At 58.3% G+C, this 16,023-nt stretch carries 19 protein-coding genes; 16 read left to right on the top strand and 3 right to left on the bottom strand.

Annotated elements, in window-relative coordinates; translation table 11 throughout:
• Positions 1-11: 11 nt before the first annotated feature.
• The gene (locus J2Y39_RS12895; RefSeq protein WP_056787896.1) at positions 12-929 is read right to left on the bottom strand and encodes a putative 2-dehydropantoate 2-reductase; all 918 of its coding nucleotides are present in this window, start codon (positions 927-929) and stop codon (positions 12-14) included.
• Between the two features lie 139 nt (positions 930-1,068).
• Here J2Y39_RS12895 and J2Y39_RS12890 point away from each other — a divergent pair, with 139 nt between their 5' ends.
• Entirely contained in the window at positions 1,069-1,554 is a 486-nt protein-coding gene (locus tag J2Y39_RS12890) for a YajQ family cyclic di-GMP-binding protein (protein WP_056787899.1), read from the top strand.
• Positions 1,555-1,704: 150 nt separating this feature from the next.
• Complete coding sequence (locus J2Y39_RS12885; protein ID WP_016773492.1) at positions 1,705-2,547, top strand: mechanosensitive ion channel family protein; 843 nt, start codon at positions 1,705-1,707, stop codon at positions 2,545-2,547.
• Positions 2,548-2,771: 224 nt separating this feature from the next.
• Here the strand turns inward: J2Y39_RS12885 and J2Y39_RS12880 are convergent, their stop codons facing one another.
• A complete protein-coding gene (locus J2Y39_RS12880; RefSeq protein ID WP_056787902.1) occupies positions 2,772-4,124 on the bottom strand; it encodes an OprD family porin in 1,353 nt (450 codons plus the stop codon).
• A gap of 892 nt (positions 4,125-5,016) precedes the next feature.
• Between J2Y39_RS12880 and J2Y39_RS12875 the strand changes: the two genes are divergently transcribed.
• Positions 5,017-5,442, top strand: coding sequence for an HIT domain-containing protein (locus tag J2Y39_RS12875; protein WP_056787907.1), 426 nt, complete (start codon positions 5,017-5,019; stop codon positions 5,440-5,442).
• A gap of 3 nt (positions 5,443-5,445) precedes the next feature.
• Positions 5,446-5,652 carry a SlyX family protein gene (locus tag J2Y39_RS12870; protein WP_041479795.1) on the top strand — a complete coding sequence of 69 codons (207 nt, stop codon included), beginning with the start codon at positions 5,446-5,448 and terminating at the stop codon, positions 5,650-5,652.
• A gap of 65 nt (positions 5,653-5,717) precedes the next feature.
• Here J2Y39_RS12870 and J2Y39_RS12865 read toward each other — a convergent pair whose 3' ends face one another.
• Positions 5,718-6,320: a cold-shock protein gene (locus tag J2Y39_RS12865; RefSeq protein ID WP_016773496.1), complete on the bottom strand. Its 603-nt coding sequence runs from the start codon at positions 6,318-6,320 to the stop codon at positions 5,718-5,720.
• A gap of 311 nt (positions 6,321-6,631) precedes the next feature.
• Between J2Y39_RS12865 and J2Y39_RS12860 the strand changes: the two genes are divergently transcribed.
• The 12 genes from J2Y39_RS12860 (at position 6,632) to tolA (ending at position 16,014) form a co-directional block, all read left to right on the top strand.
• Positions 6,632-7,102: a Dps family protein gene (locus J2Y39_RS12860; RefSeq protein WP_041479794.1), complete on the top strand. Its 471-nt coding sequence runs from the start codon at positions 6,632-6,634 to the stop codon at positions 7,100-7,102.
• Between the two features lie 181 nt (positions 7,103-7,283).
• The gene (locus J2Y39_RS12855; protein ID WP_024014091.1) at positions 7,284-7,622 is read left to right on the top strand and encodes a ribbon-helix-helix domain-containing protein; all 339 of its coding nucleotides are present in this window, start codon (positions 7,284-7,286) and stop codon (positions 7,620-7,622) included.
• 130 nt (positions 7,623-7,752) lie between these two features.
• Positions 7,753-7,974, top strand: coding sequence for an FmdB family zinc ribbon protein (locus tag J2Y39_RS12850; RefSeq protein ID WP_056787910.1), 222 nt, complete (start codon positions 7,753-7,755; stop codon positions 7,972-7,974).
• A 98-nt stretch (positions 7,975-8,072) separates the two neighbouring features.
• A complete protein-coding gene (gene aspS / locus J2Y39_RS12845; RefSeq protein WP_041479793.1) occupies positions 8,073-9,848 on the top strand; it encodes an aspartate--tRNA ligase in 1,776 nt (591 codons plus the stop codon).
• A gap of 119 nt (positions 9,849-9,967) precedes the next feature.
• Positions 9,968-10,714: a YebC/PmpR family DNA-binding transcriptional regulator gene (locus J2Y39_RS12840; RefSeq protein WP_310217994.1), complete on the top strand. Its 747-nt coding sequence runs from the start codon at positions 9,968-9,970 to the stop codon at positions 10,712-10,714.
• Between the two features lie 155 nt (positions 10,715-10,869).
• Positions 10,870-11,397 (top strand): crossover junction endodeoxyribonuclease RuvC, encoded by a 528-nt coding sequence (ruvC, locus tag J2Y39_RS12835; RefSeq protein WP_016773501.1) that lies wholly within the window; start codon positions 10,870-10,872, stop codon positions 11,395-11,397.
• Positions 11,398-11,511: 114 nt separating this feature from the next.
• Positions 11,512-12,120, top strand: a complete 609-nt coding sequence (gene ruvA, locus J2Y39_RS12830) for a Holliday junction branch migration protein RuvA (RefSeq protein WP_024014088.1) — start codon at positions 11,512-11,514, stop codon at positions 12,118-12,120.
• Positions 12,121-13,182, top strand: coding sequence for a Holliday junction branch migration DNA helicase RuvB (gene ruvB, locus J2Y39_RS12825; RefSeq protein ID WP_024014087.1), 1,062 nt, complete (start codon positions 12,121-12,123; stop codon positions 13,180-13,182). It abuts the gene before it with no gap.
• A gap of 127 nt (positions 13,183-13,309) precedes the next feature.
• Complete coding sequence (gene ybgC / locus J2Y39_RS12820) at positions 13,310-13,777, top strand: tol-pal system-associated acyl-CoA thioesterase (RefSeq protein WP_150637475.1); 468 nt, start codon at positions 13,310-13,312, stop codon at positions 13,775-13,777.
• Positions 13,767-14,462 (top strand): protein TolQ, encoded by a 696-nt coding sequence (gene tolQ / locus J2Y39_RS12815; protein WP_008080223.1) that lies wholly within the window; start codon positions 13,767-13,769, stop codon positions 14,460-14,462. The genes ybgC and tolQ overlap by 11 nt, the downstream gene beginning before the upstream one ends.
• Positions 14,463-14,485: 23 nt before the next feature.
• Positions 14,486-14,938: a protein TolR gene (tolR, locus tag J2Y39_RS12810; protein WP_160767866.1), complete on the top strand. Its 453-nt coding sequence runs from the start codon at positions 14,486-14,488 to the stop codon at positions 14,936-14,938.
• Positions 14,938-16,014 (top strand): cell envelope integrity protein TolA, encoded by a 1,077-nt coding sequence (gene tolA / locus J2Y39_RS12805; protein ID WP_016773505.1) that lies wholly within the window; start codon positions 14,938-14,940, stop codon positions 16,012-16,014. Before tolR ends, tolA begins: the two co-directional genes overlap by 1 nt.
• Positions 16,015-16,023: the final 9 nt, after the last annotated feature.

Here is a 16,023-nt window from a genome sequence, read left to right as displayed (position 1 = left end):
CTAGCGGCTGCTCAGTCGCTGGGCAATCCACGCTTGTGCAGATGAGCGATCAGGCGTTGCTGCAACTGCTGCAGATGCGGCAGGTTCAACTGATGGCGCTCGGCAACTTTGCAGGCGTGGCCCAACAGATAGCTGATCTCGGTGCGGCGCTGGTTGGCGACGTCCTGATACATCGAAGAGTAATTGGCGGCGGTGGCGTGGATCACTCGTTCGACTTCCGCTTGCAGATTGTCCGCCGCAGCGGGTTGGCCGCAGCGTTCGAGCAGTTCGGTCAATTCGGCACAGAGTGTGGCAACTTCGCAGTGATGCTCGCTCAGCCCGCCGTTGCGGCAATCGTGGAGCACGGTCAGCGGGTTGATCGCGCAGTTCAGCGCCAGTTTGCGCCACAGTCGGGTGAGGATGTCAGCGCTCCATTCATGGGGAATGTTCGCCGCTTGCAGATCGTCCAGCCAGACCGGCGCCAGCGGATTTGCCGCATCGCCCAGCCAGTTGAAACCGTGACCGGCAAACACCACGCGCCAATCGCCATCGCGGAACGCGCCCTCGGTGCTGGACGCGCTGATGCAGCGCGCTTGCGGTACCCGCGCGGCCACGGCGTCCTGACTGCCAAGGCCGTTTTGCAGGAGGATCAGTTCGGCGTCCGGAGCGAGGCGTGAAGCGAGGCGGGCGACGGCCTCTTCGGCGTCATAGGCCTTGCACGCGACCAGTAAACGGCGAATTGGCTCGGGGCTGTCCGGGGTTTCGCCGGGAACTGCATAGGTATGAGCTTGTCCGTTTTCTACCAGGGTCAAGCCGCCCACTGCCTCGTAGCTGTGCAAGCGCGCGGCATCGCGCAGGATCAGTTGCACAGGCAAGCCGGCCCGGGCCAGACGTGTCGCCCAGAGTGTGCCGAGGCTGCCGGCGCCGAGTACATGCCAGGTGGTCGACATCAGTTTTTTGCTCGATTGCTTGCAGGCATGTGAGGCTCGCCGTATCGGTAGGAAAAGACCCGTTATAATGAGCCCGATTTTAACCGCAAGCCAAGCGCGCTCCATCCACATCGAGCGCGCCTTTTATTGGAGAGATTACATGCCGTCGTTCGACGTGGTATCCGAACTGGACAAACACGAACTCACCAACGCGGTCGAGAACGCCGTGAAGGAACTCGATCGTCGTTATGACCTGAAAGGCAAGGGCAGCTTCGAGTTCAAGGAAAAAGACCTGACCGTCAGCCTCACCGCCGAAGCTGCTTTCCAGCTCGAAGCGATGATCGAAATCCTCAAGCTGGCGCTGACCAAGCGCAAGATCGACGTGCAGTGCCTTGAGGTCAAGGATGCTTACGCTTCGGGCAAACTGATGAAGCAGGACGCCATCCTCAAGGAAGGCATCGACAAAGAGCTGGCAAAGAAAATCGTCGGCCACATCAAGGAAGCCAAGCTCAAGGTCCAGGCCGCCATTCAGGGCGAGCAGGTGCGTGTCACTGGCAAGAAGCGCGACGATTTGCAGGAAGCCATCGCGGCCCTGCGTGCCAGGGAATTCGGCATGCCGCTGCAGTTCAACAACTTCCGCGACTAAGCTTGGTCTGAAGGCTATGTGGGAGCGAGCCTGCTCGCGAATGCGGTGTTTCATTCAGCGAAAAGTTGACTGACACGCCGCATTCGCGAGCAGGCTCGCTCCCACAGTTGTTTTGAATACCCCGGGAAGCCGGAAATCAGGAGATAGAACATGGATTTGAATGCGGAAGTGGACCACCTGGTCAAGGCGTCCCAGGCGTGGATCCCGATGATCATGGAATACGGCAGCCGCGTACTGCTGGCAGTGATTACCCTGGCCATCGGCTGGTGGCTGATCAACAAGGTCACGCAAAAACTCGGCGGTCTGCTCGCTCTGCGCAATGCCGATCTGGCACTGCAAGGCTTTATCAGCAGCCTGGCCAACATCATTCTCAAGGTGCTGCTGATTGTCAGCGTCGCGTCGATGATCGGCGTCGAAACCACCTCGTTCGTCGCGGCCATCGGTGCTGCCGGTCTGGCGATTGGCTTGGCCTTGCAGGGCAGCCTGGCCAACTTCGCTGGCGGCGTGCTGATTCTGTTGTTCCGCCCGTTCCGTATCGGTGACTGGATCGAAGCCCAAGGTGTAGCGGGTACTGTCGACAGCATCCAGATTTTCCACACCGTGCTGCGTACCGGTGACAACAAGACCATCATCCTGCCCAACGGCAACCTGTCGAACGGCATCATCACCAACACCAACCGCCAGCCAACCCGCAAAGTCGTGTTCGACGTGGGCGTGGATTACGAAGCGGATCTGCAGAAGGCCCGTCAAGTACTGCTGGATCTGGCCAAGGATCCCCGCGTCATGCAGGACCCGGAGCCACAGGCAGTGATTTCGACATTGGGTGACAGCTCGATCACTGTTTCCCTGCGCGTATGGGTTAAAACTGCGGACTATTGGGATGTGATGTTCATGTTTAATGAACAGGCGCGAGATCGTTTGAAGGCTGCGGGCATTGATATTCCATTTCCGCAGCGGGTTATACGTGTGGTGCAGGAATCTGCCACGCAGTAAGCGTCTTGGAAGTTGGCTTGGCAGTCAGCAACTAATATAAAACCCGAGCAGTGTGTGCACTCTCGGGTTTTTTATCGGCGCGATGAAACTATGCTGGCTAATAAGTAGCTAGCTAATGTTTGTCTGTTTGATCAGTTATTCATCCATAAAAAAACCGCCCACCTGATACAGGCGGGCGGTTTTGTTAGACCAGAGCTCTACAGTACGTCAGCTTCGCATCCTTATTAGAGGATGTTCAGTGGGTACTCGATGATCAGACGGGTGTCGTTGTTATCAGACGAGTAACCGCTGTAGGCACCGTTGGAGCGGTACATGGCGTAACGCAGACGGAACGACAGGTCTTTGGCCGGACCTTCCTGAACCACGTACTTGGACTCGGCGTTCCACTCGTTCTCTTTACCTTCACCCAGACCGTTGGTCTTGATGTTGTCACCCATCACATAACGGGTCATGAAGCTCAGGCCAGGTACGCCGTAAGTCTTCATGTTCAGGTCATAGCGAGCCTGCCACGATTTTTCTTCGCGGCCCACGAAGTCGGAAATCTGGATGGAGTTGGCCACGAAAATTGTACTGTTGCCGTCAACGCCATAGTAGTAAGCGTTGTCGCCGCTCGACTGCTGGTAAGCAACGGTGAACTTGTGGGCGCCCAAGCTGTAAGCTGCTGCCAAGGACCACAGGTTGTTGTCTACGCCACGGGTATCGTTGTCGTCGGTCTCGTCGCCAATTGCACTGACCAAGTCGCCGCGTTTGTCGCCTTTGGTGTGGTAACCGTTGAAGTCGAAGTTCAGCGACTGCTCGTCGTTGATCGGCAAGGTGTAGTTGAGGTTGACGTAGTACTTCTTGAAGTAGTCTTCAGCGTCGGAAGCAGCCAATGCACCGGTGAAATTGTCTGTGAAGGCGTAGCTGGCACCGAAGATGTTGATGCTGGTCAGGCCTTTGCCGCCATTGCCATCTTCATCCGGCAGACCGGCGATGCTGTCGCGGCCCATGCCGGTCTGCTTGCTCAGCGCTGTGAAGCGACCTGCGCTAAGTTCCAGACCTTTGATCTCTTTGGAAGTGATCAGGGTACCGGTGGCGACTTCTGGCAGCAGACGGCTGTCGTCAGTGGCGAAAACCGGGCTGGCAACGAATTGCTGACCGTATTTCAGAACGGTGTCGGATACACGGAATTTGACTGCGCCGCCGACCTTGCCCTGGGATTTCTCAGGGTTGCCATCGCTGTCGTTGGCGAACAAGCCGTTACCCCGACGACCCGAACCGCCGTCCAGTTTTACCGAACCCATGGCCATGGCGTCGAGACCGAAGCCTACGGTGCCTTGAGTGAAGCCCGACTCGTAAGTCAGCAGTTGGCTGAGACCGCTATCCTGGCGATAGCCACTTTTGAAAGTGCCGTCACCGTTGGAAACGTTGCCCGCGCCATTTTTGTAGTCGCGGTTCATGTATTCGAAACGAGTCTTCAGTTTCAGGCTCTGATCTTCCAGGAAACCTTTGGCTTCATCCTGAGAAGACGCCATTGCGAACTGCGAGGTGCCTGCTGCAACAGCCAGGGCGATCATGCTCCACTTCATCACGCGCATCGTGATTTGCTCCTTTGGTTTTTAGAAGAGTACTGCCGTCCCACCTGTTTTATTATCTGGGCGGCTCTTTCTTTTTGTGTCGGCGCAAACTTATATCACGCCGACATTGTTGGCGATACTTGCGAAATCAACCTTTCAGCTTCTTTACGGCGTTGTCGCAAAAGGAGCGCTGGATGTCGCAAATTCACAGTACCGATGCAGCCGGACTGACAACTTTATCGCTGTTTCCGGGCCTTTTTTGCATCGCTAAAAAAGAGTCCCTGGCAAAACACTTGAATCTCCATCGGGCAACCCTGCCACTGTTTTTATTGGCTTCAAGCGACCACTTCCAGCGGTGCGCTTATAGTCCATACGGTTACTAATGCAACAAGCGTGCACAAACCGCGAAAACGCTGCGGTTATTTTTCTGTGGGCCGCTCGCAGATGTGAAAACCGTGTGAAAACGGGGCTCCGGAGCCTTTTTTTCTGCGGGCTTGACGAGGTTCTCCCAATGGTGTTGCAGCGCACCCAAGGTGCGCAGGACAGCAAAAAACGTTACCGGTTCACCCCGTACTGAGTATTTAGCGGATGCCCGACCCAGTGAGCGTAGTCGTGTTGTGCAGTTTTGGTGCAAAAAAATCATGAATCCAGCCTTGGCCAATCTGGCGGCGATTGACCTGAGGTACGGCAGATCAAGGATTTTCGTGCAGCTCTTCACGTCAAGGCTCATGTCGGGGCCTGTGTTGGTGCGCGGCCGGGATAAATGTTTCATGTCGGAGCGCCTGGCGATTTACTGCCGGCAGCGGCGTGAAGCTCGCTGCATTCGCAGGTATGCTGCCGTTCTGTCGCTTGGCGCGCTGCTTCGAATGGGCCGCCGCTAAGCTGAGTTAGAGGATCAGCGGGAGTGCTCACAGTGTTTGCTTTGGATTCACGACTTCAACAGGACGCCCTGGTCATCGGCGACTTTCCGTTGTGCCGGCTGTTGCTGTCCAACGACAGCAATTACCCTTGGTTCATCCTGGTACCTCGTCGCGAGGATATAAGCGAGTTGTTTCAGTTGGATGTCGCCGATCAGCAGCAACTGTGGCAGGAAACCACCACCCTTGCCGAGTTACTCAAGGATTCGTTCGACGCGGACAAGCTGAACGTGGCAACCCTGGGTAACGTTGTCAGCCAGTTACATATGCATGTGATCGTGCGTAAGCGTGACGATGTCGCCTGGCCGGCTCCGGTCTGGGGCAGGCACCCGGCCAAGCCGTACAGCGCGGAACAGGTAGCAGCCATTCGCGAGCGCTTGCGTCTGGTGCTGACCGATGAATTCACTTTTTTGGAGGGCTGAGTCATGAGCCTTGAAGGACGCGTTACCGATCTGGAAAGCCGTCTGGCCTTTCAGGATGACACCATTCAGGCATTGAACGATGTGCTGGTGGCGCAGCAGAAGGTCATCGAGCGCTTGCAATTGCAGATGGAAGCGCTGATCAAGCGTCACGAAGAGATGGTCGGGCAGTTCGGTGCTTTTGAGGAAGATGCACCGCCGCCGCATTATTGAGCCATTCGGCAGGCATAAAAAAACCGCGAACAGACAGGCTGTTCGCGGTTTTTTTTTGCTTTGGATCAGCGACGCGGCAGAGCGGCGATCACGTCCTCGGCTTGCAGGCCTTTGTCGCGGTTCATCACCGAGAACTCGACGCGCTGGCCTTCGACCAGAACACGGTGGCCTTCGCCACGAATGGCGCGAAAGTGCACGAAAATATCATCGCCGGAGTCCCGGGAGATAAACCCGAAACCCTTGGAAGTGTTGAACCACTTCACGGTGCCGGTATCGCGATTGCTCATGTCATAGGTGGTCGGCGCAGCGGCCGGTGACGATTTGTAAAAGCTCACGGCCAAATGCAGCAGCACGGCAACCAGGGCGATCACCAGACTGAACAACACCGCCGGTTGGCCAGCGATGACCGGCATTGGTGCGATCAGCGTCAGGGTTTGCAGGACGACAGTCAGCACCAGCAGGGCGCTGACCAGATTTTGCAGATGCTGGCGCGGGCCTTTGTTCCAGTACGGAATCACTGGAGCGATGACCAGGTTCAGCAGGCCGAAAAAGGCCAGGTAAAGTGCATCGGGCTGTTGCAGGTAAGGAACGGCTTCGGCTTTCAGGCTGGGTATGAACGACAGCAGCAAGGCTGCTGCGCCCATTAGCAGGTGGACGATTTTCAACATTTTGATTGGCTCACGTTATGACGGCTCACAAGGAAGAGCTGAAGGCGCACGGTTCGCTTCAGGACAAAATAAGAGGCGGTGGACACGTACACGGCATCAGCCTATGCGCAACACCCCGGAAAATAGGGCATGGCGACACACTGCCTATTTAACAGCAAAGCCTGCGGCTACTCAAATCAGCCCGGCCAGCGGCAGAAAAACGGTCGATTTGTCGCAGTCTGACCACGGATTCATAGCTGCGAGCCGGCTCTTGCCTTGCTACAGTGGGACCGAACCTGCTGGATGAATTCAATCACTGTTAGGGGGCAAGCATGGCAATTGATATCGGTATCAGTGAAGAAGACCGCAAATCCATCGTCGAAGGGCTGTCGCGACTGCTGTCGGACACCTACGTGCTGTATCTGAAAACCCATAACTTCCACTGGAACGTCACTGGCCCGATGTTTCGCACGTTGCACCTGATGTTCGAAGAGCAATACAACGAGCTGGCGCTGGCCGTCGATTTGATCGCCGAGCGTATCCGTGCGTTGGGCTTCCCGGCGCCGGGTGCCTACGCGACCTACGCGCGTCTTTCTTCTATTAAAGAAGAAGTCGGTGTGCCGAGCGCCGAAGACATGATCAAGCAACTGGTCGAAGGCCAGGAAGCGGTGACCCGTACCGCGCGCGGCATTTTCCCGCTGCTGGACAAGGTCAGCGATGAGCCGACCGCTGACCTGCTGACCCAGCGCATGCAAGTGCACGAGAAAACTGCGTGGATGCTGCGCGCGCTGCTCGAGGAATGACCCGGCCGCTGCGGACGGCGTGAGGTCGTCCGCATGCTCTCCAGACTCTTACCGTTGTCGTTGGCTTATCCTACGAGGCTGGTCAACAAGTCGTATGGCGCGAACTTTGTTACTGGGTTTTTATGAAGGCGCAGGATGTTGCCTTATAAATCAGCAGTCATGGCAAAGGAGTGTCAACGCTATGGTAGAAGGAGACAGGCGAAGCGACAGGATGTCGGCTTCGCGGCATGTAATAAAGGTCGATCCGTTTGTCAGCGAGTTCGACATGAACCTGATCCGGCCGCTGTCGCGGTCGATTCGCCTCAATGGTTTTGCGACCTGCCTGCGACTCGAGCAGGTCTACTGGAACATACTCGGCGGCATGGCCGAGGACAATCATTGCTCGATCAGCACACTGCTATCCCACGTTGATCGTGAGGTGCATCTGCGTTACGGCGGAGTGAAGAATTTCAGTGCGCTGGTGCGGGTGGTTTGCGTCATGAACGGGATCAAAGATCTCGCACCCGCAGTTTCGCGCTGAAACGGCGGTTGCAACGAGGTTGCGGGCTGTGCAGCGTTACGGCTGCACAGCCCGCATTTAATCGATATAATCCCGCGCTTTCGCCGCAAAGCCCTGCGCGCGGCAGCAATCTGATCGCCGAGACACCTCCATGCCAATGTACGATTACCTATGTGCTTCCTGTGGTCATCAGTTGGAAGCCATTCAGAAGATCAGCGACGCACCGTTGGTCGATTGCCCTGCCTGCCAGGCGCCCGAACTGAAGAAGCAGCTGTCCATGCCGGGTTTTCGCCTCAGCGGCAACGGTTGGTACGAGACCGACTTCAAGACCGGAGCCAAGAAAAATCTGGCCGGTGGCGACAAAGCTGACTAGGGTTCCAACCCTGAACGAACGACACGCGTGAGTTTCCGCCCTGCTTGATCGCGGCCGGATCTCCACCGAATTTCGAATTACGAGAAGCGAACCACACCATGATGCGCAGCCACTATTGCGGCCAACTGAACGAAAGCCTGGAAGGCCAGGAAATTACCCTTTGCGGATGGGTTCACCGTCGCCGCGACCACGGCGGGGTGATTTTCCTCGATATCCGTGATCGTGATGGTCTGGCTCAGGTGGTGTTCGATCCGGATCGCGCCGAGAGCTTCGCCGCCGCCGACCGCGTGCGCAGCGAATACGTCGTGAAGATCACCGGCAAGGTGCGTCTGCGTCCGGCCGGCGCGACCAACGCCAACATGGCCTCGGGCATGATCGAAGTGCTGGGTTATGAACTGGAAGTGCTGAACGAGTCGGAAACCCCGCCGTTCCCGCTCAACGAGTTCTCCGACGTCGGCGAAGAAACCCGCCTGCGCTATCGCTTCCTCGACCTGCGTCGTCCGGAAATGGCCGAGAAGCTGCGCCTGCGTTCGCGCATGACCACCAGCATCCGTCGCTTCCTCGACGAGAACGGCTTCCTCGACGTCGAAACGCCGATCCTGACCCGGGCCACTCCGGAAGGTGCGCGTGACTATCTGGTGCCGAGCCGTACCCACGCCGGTTCGTTCTTCGCCCTCCCGCAATCGCCGCAGCTGTTCAAGCAACTGCTGATGGTGGCCGGCTTCGACCGTTACTACCAGATCGCCAAGTGCTTCCGTGACGAAGACCTGCGTGCCGACCGTCAGCCGGAATTCACCCAGATCGACATCGAGACCAGCTTCCTCGATGAAAAAGAGATCATGGGCCTGACCGAGCAGATGATCCGCAACCTGTTCAAGGAAGTGCTGAACCTGGAGTTCGGCGAATTCCCGCACATGACCTTCGAAGAAGCCATGCGCCGCTACGGTTCGGACAAGCCGGACCTGCGTATTCCGCTGGAACTGGTTGACGTTGCCGACCAGTTGAAAGAGGTCGACTTCAAGGTGTTCAGCGGCCCGGCCAACGATCCGAAGTGCCGCATCGCCGCACTGCGTGTTCCAGGCGGGGCGAGCATGCCGCGCAAGCAGATCGACGACTACACCAAGTTCGTCGGCATCTACGGTGCCAAGGGCCTGGCGTACATCAAGGTCAACGAGCGTGCCGCCGGTGTTGAAGGTCTGCAATCGCCGATCGTGAAGAACATCCCGGAAGACAAGCTCAACGTGATCCTCGATCGCGTTGGCGCAGTCGATGGCGATATCGTGTTCTTCGGTGCCGACAAGGCCAAGATCGTCAGCGAAGCCCTGGGCGCGCTGCGTATCAAACTCGGTCACGACCTGAAGCTGCTGACCTGCGAGTGGGCGCCAATGTGGGTCGTCGACTTCCCGATGTTCGAAGAGAACGACGACGGCAGCTTCTCGGCGCTGCACCACCCGTTCACTGCACCGAAGTGCACCCCGCAGGAGCTCGAAGCCAACCCGGCCGGCGCACTGTCCCGTGCGTACGACATGGTCTTGAACGGCACCGAGCTGGGCGGCGGTTCGATCCGTATCCATCGCAAGGAAATGCAGCAAGCGGTATTCCGCCTGCTGGGCATCAACGAAGCGGAACAGGAAGAGAAGTTCGGCTTCCTGCTCGACGCGCTGAAGTACGGCGCACCGCCGCACGGTGGTCTGGCCTTCGGTCTGGACCGTCTGGTGATGCTGATGACCGGCGCCCAGTCGATCCGTGAAGTGATCGCCTTCCCGAAAACCCAGAGTGCTGCCGACGTGATGACGCAGGCTCCGGGCGTAGTGGATGCCAAGGCATTGCGCGAGCTGCACATTCGCCTGCGCGAAACGCCAAAGGCTGAGTAAGACGGGCCTGAAGGCGCATCTTCGGATGCGCCTTTTTTCTTTCTCAGGTCGAATTTTTCAATTGCCGGCCGCTGCCTCGGCGGGGCGGGCAAGGTTTCAAAGAGCATTCGGAGCAAGTTATGGCAGGTCATTCCAAGTGGGCAAACATCAAGCACCGCAAAGAACGTCAGGATGCCAAGAGGGGCAAGATCTTCACCAAGTGGATCCGTGAACTGACCGTTGCGGCCCGTCAGGGTGGCGGTGATCCGGGTTCCAACCCGCGTCTGCGTCTGGCTCTGGACAAGGCGTTGAGCGCGAACATGAGTCGCGACATCATCGACCGTGCCGTCGCGCGCGGTGCCGGCGCCACTGAAGCGGACAACGTTGAAGAACTGACCTACGAAGGTTACGGCCCGGGCGGTGTGGCGGTGATGGTCGAGTGCATGACCGACAACCGCAACCGCACTGCGGCGGCTGTGCGTCACGCGTTCAGCAAGTGTGGCGGCAACCTCGGCACCGATGGTTCGGTGGCGTATCTGTTCGAGCGCAAGGGCCAGATCAGCTTCGCTCCGGGCGTCGATGAAGACGCACTGACCGAAGCGGCGCTGGAAGCCGATGCCGATGACGTGGTCACCCACGAAGACGGTTCGATCGACGTGTTCACCTCGTTCACCGGTTTCTATGCGGTGCGCAACGCGCTGGAAGCGGCCGGGATCAAGGGTGACGATGCGGAAATCGTCATGCAGCCGACCACCAGCGCCGAGCTGGATCTGGAAGGCGCGGAGAAGGTGCTCAAGCTGATCGACATGCTTGAGGACCTGGATGACGTGCAGAACGTCTACTCCAACGCGGACATCCCGGAAGACGTCGCCGCTCAGCTTGGCTGATAAGCGACTAGTCTTCCTTGTGGGAGCGAGCCTGCTCGCGAAAGCGGTGTGTCATTCAGCACCTGTATCTGCTGACATACCGCCTTCGCGAGCAGGCTCGCTCCCACATTTGCTATTGGCTGTCAGGTAAATCGTTTTATGAATCTGCAGGCGTTATGACTTTAATCCTTGGTATCGACCCCGGTTCGCGCATCACCGGTTACGGGATCGTTCGCGATACCGGGCGGGGTGGCTGCATCTATGTGGCCTCGGGCTGCATTCGCACCGGCTCCGGCGAGCTGCATGAGCGTCTGCAGATCGTCTATCGCGGCGTGCGCGAAATCATCAAGACCTACGGCCCGGTGACCATGGGCATCGAAAAGGTGTTCATGGCGAAAAACGCCGACTCGGCGCTGAAGCTCGGGCAGGCGCGCGGCGCTGCGATTGTCGCCGGCGCCGAAGAGTGTCTGGAAATCGCCGAGTACACCGCCACGCAAGTCAAACAGGCGGTGGTCGGCACCGGTGCGGCCAATAAGGAGCAGGTGCAGATGATGGTCATGCACATGCTCAAGTTGACCAGCAAGCCGCAGATCGACGCCTCCGACGCCCTCGCGATTGCCATTTGCCATGCGCACACGCGCTCAAGCCTGCTGCCGCACGGGCTGGGAACCGCACGCAGTCGTGGCGGGCGCCTGCGTCTCTGATAGCATCAGCATCAATTTTCTCGAAAGTGACTTCGCGGTGCCTGTGTTGTCGGCGCGCAAGCCACCTTCAATCGTCGCCAGCCCACGGCTGGCCAGCGCTCAAGGATTCAAAACGTGATTGGACGCTTGCGCGGCACCCTGGCTGAGAAACAGCCGCCGCACCTGATTCTCGATGTGAACGGCCTTGGCTATGAGGTGGAAGTGCCCATGACCACCCTTTATCGTCTGCCGTCGGTCGGCGAACCGCTGACCCTGCACACCCATTTGGTTGTACGCGAAGATGCGCAATTGCTCTATGGTTTTGCCGGCAAGCGTGAGCGAGACTTCTTTCGCGAGCTGATCCGTCTCAATGGCGTCGGACCGAAACTGGCGCTGGCGTTGATGTCGAGCCTGGAAGTCGACGAGCTGGTGCGCTGCGTGCAGTCTCAGGACACTTCGGCGCTGACCAAGGTGCCGGGGGTTGGCAAGAAAACCGCCGAGCGTTTGCTGGTGGAATTGAAAGATCGCTTCAAGGCCTGGGAAACTTCGCCGGCGATGTTCGCGCTGGTGCCGAATCAGCCGGACGGCCCGGCGCCGGTCAACAGTGCCGAGACCGATGCGGTCAGCGCGTTGATCTCCCTGGGCTACAAGCCGCAGGAAGCGAGCAAGGCGATTTCCGCGATCAAAGACAAGAACCTGAGCAGCGAAGACCTGATCCGCCGCGCTCTGAAGGGAATGATTTAAGTGATTGAAGCTGATCGTCTGATCGCCGCCGCGCACAGCCCGCGCGAGCGCGAAGAAGTCCAGGATCGGGCCATCCGCCCGGTCAGCCTGGCCGACTACATTGGCCAGCCGACCGTGCGCGAGCAGATGGAGCTGTTTATCCAGGCCGCCCGTGGCCGCAGCGAATCCCTCGATCACACCCTGATCTTCGGCCCGCCGGGGCTGGGCAAGACCACGCTGGCGAACATCATTGCCCAGGAAATGGGCGTGTCGATCAAGAGCACCTCCGGGCCAGTGCTGGAACGCCCGGGTGATCTGGCCGCGTTGCTGACCAATCTTGAGCCGCACGATGTGTTGTTCATCGACGAAATCCATCGTCTGTCGCCGATCGTTGAAGAAGTGCTGTACCCGGCGATGGAAGATTTTCAGCTCGACATCATGATTGGCGAGGGGCCGGCGGCGCGTTCGATCAAACTCGATCTGCCGCCTTTCACTCTGGTCGGCGCCACCACCCGCGCCGGCATGCTGACCAATCCGTTGCGTGATCGCTTCGGTATCGTCCAGCGCCTGGAGTTCTACAGCACGGCGGATCTGGCAACGATCGTCAGTCGTTCGGCGGCCATTCTCGGTCTGCCGCTGGATCCGGAAGGTTCGTTCGAGATCGCCCGTCGCGCTCGTGGCACGCCGCGAATTGCCAACCGTCTGCTGCGGCGGGTGCGCGATTTCGCTGAAGTACGCGCCAAGGGCCACATCACCAAAGCGGTGGCGGATCTGGCGCTGAACCTGCTGGACGTCGATGAACACGGTTTCGATCACCAGGACCGGCGTCTGCTGCTGACCATGATCGAGAAGTTCGACGGCGGTCCGGTTGGTATCGACAGTCTGGCGGCGGCGATCAGTGAAGAACGCCACACCATTGAAGACGTGCTCGAACCGTATCTGATTCAGCAGGGCTATATCATGCGCACGCCACGGGGCAGGGTGGTGACGCGGCATGCCTATTTGCATTTCGGTTTGAATGTTCCGTCACGCATGGGCGAGATGCCCGTGGCAGACGAGTTTCTCGACGCCGTCGACGATTGATACACATTTGCTGGTGATTTATTCAGGGTTTGTACTGTCAGACGACGGTACTTTTGCGTTAAAGCTTTGAAACCACGAAAAACAGTTGTCTGGCCGGATTGGCAACCTGAGGAGTAAGCACTAGAGTATGCGCGCGCAAAACGGGCTTGAGCCGTTCGCACATCGTTGTCGCGTTTATTACGAGGACACCGATGCGGGCGGCATCGTGTATTACGTTAATTACCTCAAGTTTATGGAACGGGCTCGAACCGAGCGGCTACGGGAACTGGGTTTTGCCCAATCTGTGCTTGCCGGAGAGGACCTGTTGTTCGTCGTGCATTCCAGCGAAGCGCGCTACTACGCGCCGGCGCGACTGGATGACGAACTGCTGGTAAGCGCTGATGTAATCGAATTGAACCGTGCCAGCCTGCGCTTCAAACAGCAGGTCAGGCGGGCCACGGATAATGTGCTGCTCTGCGAAGGGCAGTTTTTGGTGGCCTGCGTGCGCACCGACAGTTTGAAACCCCGGGCCCTTCCCGAAGACCTGCGTGCGGCCTTCGCCGACGCGGTCGGCCCGGGTACACACTCAAAGCAGGAGATAAAGCGTGGAAGCTAACGTCGTCGACCATTCCTCCATGTGGAGCCTGGTCAGCAATGCCAGCATCGTGGTGCAGTTGGTAATGTTGACCCTGGTGGCCGCATCGGTGACCTCATGGATCATGATCTTTCAGCGCAGCAACTTGCTGCGTGCCGGTCGACGTGCCCTGGAGAGCTTCGAAGAGCGCTTCTGGTCGGGCATCGACCTGTCCAAACTGTACCGTCAGGCTGGCAGCAACCCTGATCCGGATTCGGGCGTGGAGCAGATCTTCCGTGCCGGCTTCAAGGAATTCTCCCGTCTGCGTCAGCAGCCAGGTGTCGATCCTGAAGCCGTGATGGAAGGTGTCGCTCGTGCGATGCGCGTGGCCATCTCGCGCGAAGAAGAGAAACTCGAGCAGAGCTTGCCGTTCCTCGCCACCGTCGGTTCGGTCAGCCCTTATATCGGTCTGTTCGGCACCGTGTGGGGGATCATGAACTCCTTCCGCGGTCTGGCCAGCGCCCAGCAAGCGACCCTGGCCACCGTTGCCCCGGGTATCGCCGAAGCCCTGATCGCCACCGCGATCGGCCTGTTCGCTGCGATCCCGGCGGTCATCGCTTACAACCGTTTTGCTGCGCGCAGCGAAACCTTGCTGGGCCGCTACTACACCTTCGCCGATGAATTCCAGGCGATCCTGCACCGCAAAGTGCACACCAGCGAAGAATAAGCAGGTATTTCCCGATGGCTTTAATCGCTCGAGCTCGCAAAAAGCGCAAGCCGGTCGCCGAGATGAACGTGGTGCCCTACATCGACGTGATGTTGGTGCTGCTGGTCATCTTCATGGTGACCGCGCCGATGCTCAATCAGGGCGTGAAAGTTGATCTGCCCAAGGTTTCCAGCGAAGCCTTGCCGCAGGACAACAACACTCAGGTCCTGACCATTTCGATCAAGGCTGACAAGACCTACTACTGGAACCTTGGCAGCGAAGTCGACACCGAGAAGCAACAGGACAGGGCCATGACCCTGCCACAGATGACTGACGCGGTGACCAAGATCATCCGCGCCGGCACCGAGGGCGGCAAACGCACCCAGGTGTTCATTCGTGGTGACAAGACTGTCGACTACGGCGCCGTCATGGGTGCCATGGGCGGGTTGCAGAAAGCCGGGGTCGGTAACGTTGGTCTGATTACCGAGGCCCCCTGATGCAGCAACAGCGAGAGCCGTCCGCCTCGGAAAGCTACTTCTGGCCTAGTGTTCTGGCAATCGTCCTGCACGTGCTGGTGTTCGGCATGCTGTTCGTCAGTTTTGCCTTCACGCCCGAACTGCCGCCGGCCAAGCCGATCGTCCAGGCGACTCTGTACCAGCTGAAATCGAAAAGTCAGGCGACCACCCAGACCAATCAGAAGATTGCGGGTGAGGCGAAGAAATCCGCCGCGCGCCAGACCGAAGTCGAACAGATGGAACAGAAAAAGATCGAGCAGGAAGCGGTGAAGGCGGCGGAACAAAAGAAAGAGGAAGCGGCTCAAAAGGCCGAGGAAGCCAAGAAGGCCGACGAGGCGAAAAAAGCCGACGAGGCGAAAAAGGCTGATGAAGCCAAGAAAGCCGACGACGCGAAGAAAGCCGAAGCGAAAAAGGCCGAAGAGAAGCAATTGGCTGATATAGCCAAGAAGAAGGCCGAAGACGAAGCGAAGAAGGCTGCTGAGGAAGAGGCGAAGAAGGCCGCTGCCGAAGAAGCCAAGAAGAAGATCGTCGAAGACGCGAAGAAGAAAGCCGCCGAAGACGCCAAGAAGAAAGCTGAAGCTGAAGAGGCGAAGAAGAAAGTCGCCGAAGACGCGAAGAAGAAAGCTGCTGCCGATGCTGCGAAGAAGAAAGCGCAGGAAGCGGCACGCAAATCCGCCGAAGACAAAAAGGCCCAGGCCCTGGCAGATCTGCTTTCCGACACGCCGCAGCGTCAGCAGGCCCTGGCAGATGAGCAGGGTGACGAAGTTGCCGGCAGTTTCGATGACCTGATTCGCGCTCGTGCAGCGGAAGGCTGGGCTCGTCCTCCTTCGGCGCGCAAAGGCATGACGGTCGTGCTGCAAATCGGCATGTTGCCGGACGGTACAGTGACCTCGGTCAGCGTGGCCAAGTCCAGCGGTGACGGTCCGTTCGATGCTTCGGCGGTCGCGGCAGTGAAGAATATTGGACGTTTGACAGAAATGCAGGGAATGAAGCCGAGCGATTTCGCTCCGTATCGTTCATTCAAGATGACATTCACACCTGAGGATCTAGCCTTGTGAGAAACCTTC

The organism is Pseudomonas sp. 2957 (assembly GCF_031456345.1).
GTDB classification, from domain to species: Bacteria; Pseudomonadota; Gammaproteobacteria; order Pseudomonadales; family Pseudomonadaceae; genus Aquipseudomonas; species Aquipseudomonas siliginis.
Note: the sequence above shows the minus strand (reverse complement) of the source record. Positions and strands in the feature narration are given on the sequence as shown.

Coding starts and splice junctions, on each gene's coding strand:
- J2Y39_RS12895 (WP_056787896.1), bottom strand. CDS start 929: ATGTCGACCACCTGGCATGTACTCGGCGCCGGCAGCCTCGGCACACTC.
- J2Y39_RS12890 (WP_056787899.1), top strand. CDS start 1,069: ATGCCGTCGTTCGACGTGGTATCCGAACTGGACAAACACGAACTCACC.
- J2Y39_RS12885 (WP_016773492.1), top strand. CDS start 1,705: ATGGATTTGAATGCGGAAGTGGACCACCTGGTCAAGGCGTCCCAGGCG.
- J2Y39_RS12880 (WP_056787902.1), bottom strand. CDS start 4,124: ATGCGCGTGATGAAGTGGAGCATGATCGCCCTGGCTGTTGCAGCAGGC.
- J2Y39_RS12870 (WP_041479795.1), top strand. CDS start 5,446: ATGAGCCTTGAAGGACGCGTTACCGATCTGGAAAGCCGTCTGGCCTTT.
- J2Y39_RS12865 (WP_016773496.1), bottom strand. CDS start 6,320: ATGTTGAAAATCGTCCACCTGCTAATGGGCGCAGCAGCCTTGCTGCTG.
- J2Y39_RS12860 (WP_041479794.1), top strand. CDS start 6,632: ATGGCAATTGATATCGGTATCAGTGAAGAAGACCGCAAATCCATCGTC.
- J2Y39_RS12855 (WP_024014091.1), top strand. CDS start 7,284: ATGGTAGAAGGAGACAGGCGAAGCGACAGGATGTCGGCTTCGCGGCAT.
- J2Y39_RS12850 (WP_056787910.1), top strand. CDS start 7,753: ATGCCAATGTACGATTACCTATGTGCTTCCTGTGGTCATCAGTTGGAA.
- aspS (WP_041479793.1), top strand. CDS start 8,073: ATGATGCGCAGCCACTATTGCGGCCAACTGAACGAAAGCCTGGAAGGC.
- J2Y39_RS12840 (WP_310217994.1), top strand. CDS start 9,968: ATGGCAGGTCATTCCAAGTGGGCAAACATCAAGCACCGCAAAGAACGT.
- ruvC (WP_016773501.1), top strand. CDS start 10,870: ATGACTTTAATCCTTGGTATCGACCCCGGTTCGCGCATCACCGGTTAC.
- ybgC (WP_150637475.1), top strand. CDS start 13,310: ATGCGCGCGCAAAACGGGCTTGAGCCGTTCGCACATCGTTGTCGCGTT.
- tolA (WP_016773505.1), top strand. CDS start 14,938: ATGCAGCAACAGCGAGAGCCGTCCGCCTCGGAAAGCTACTTCTGGCCT.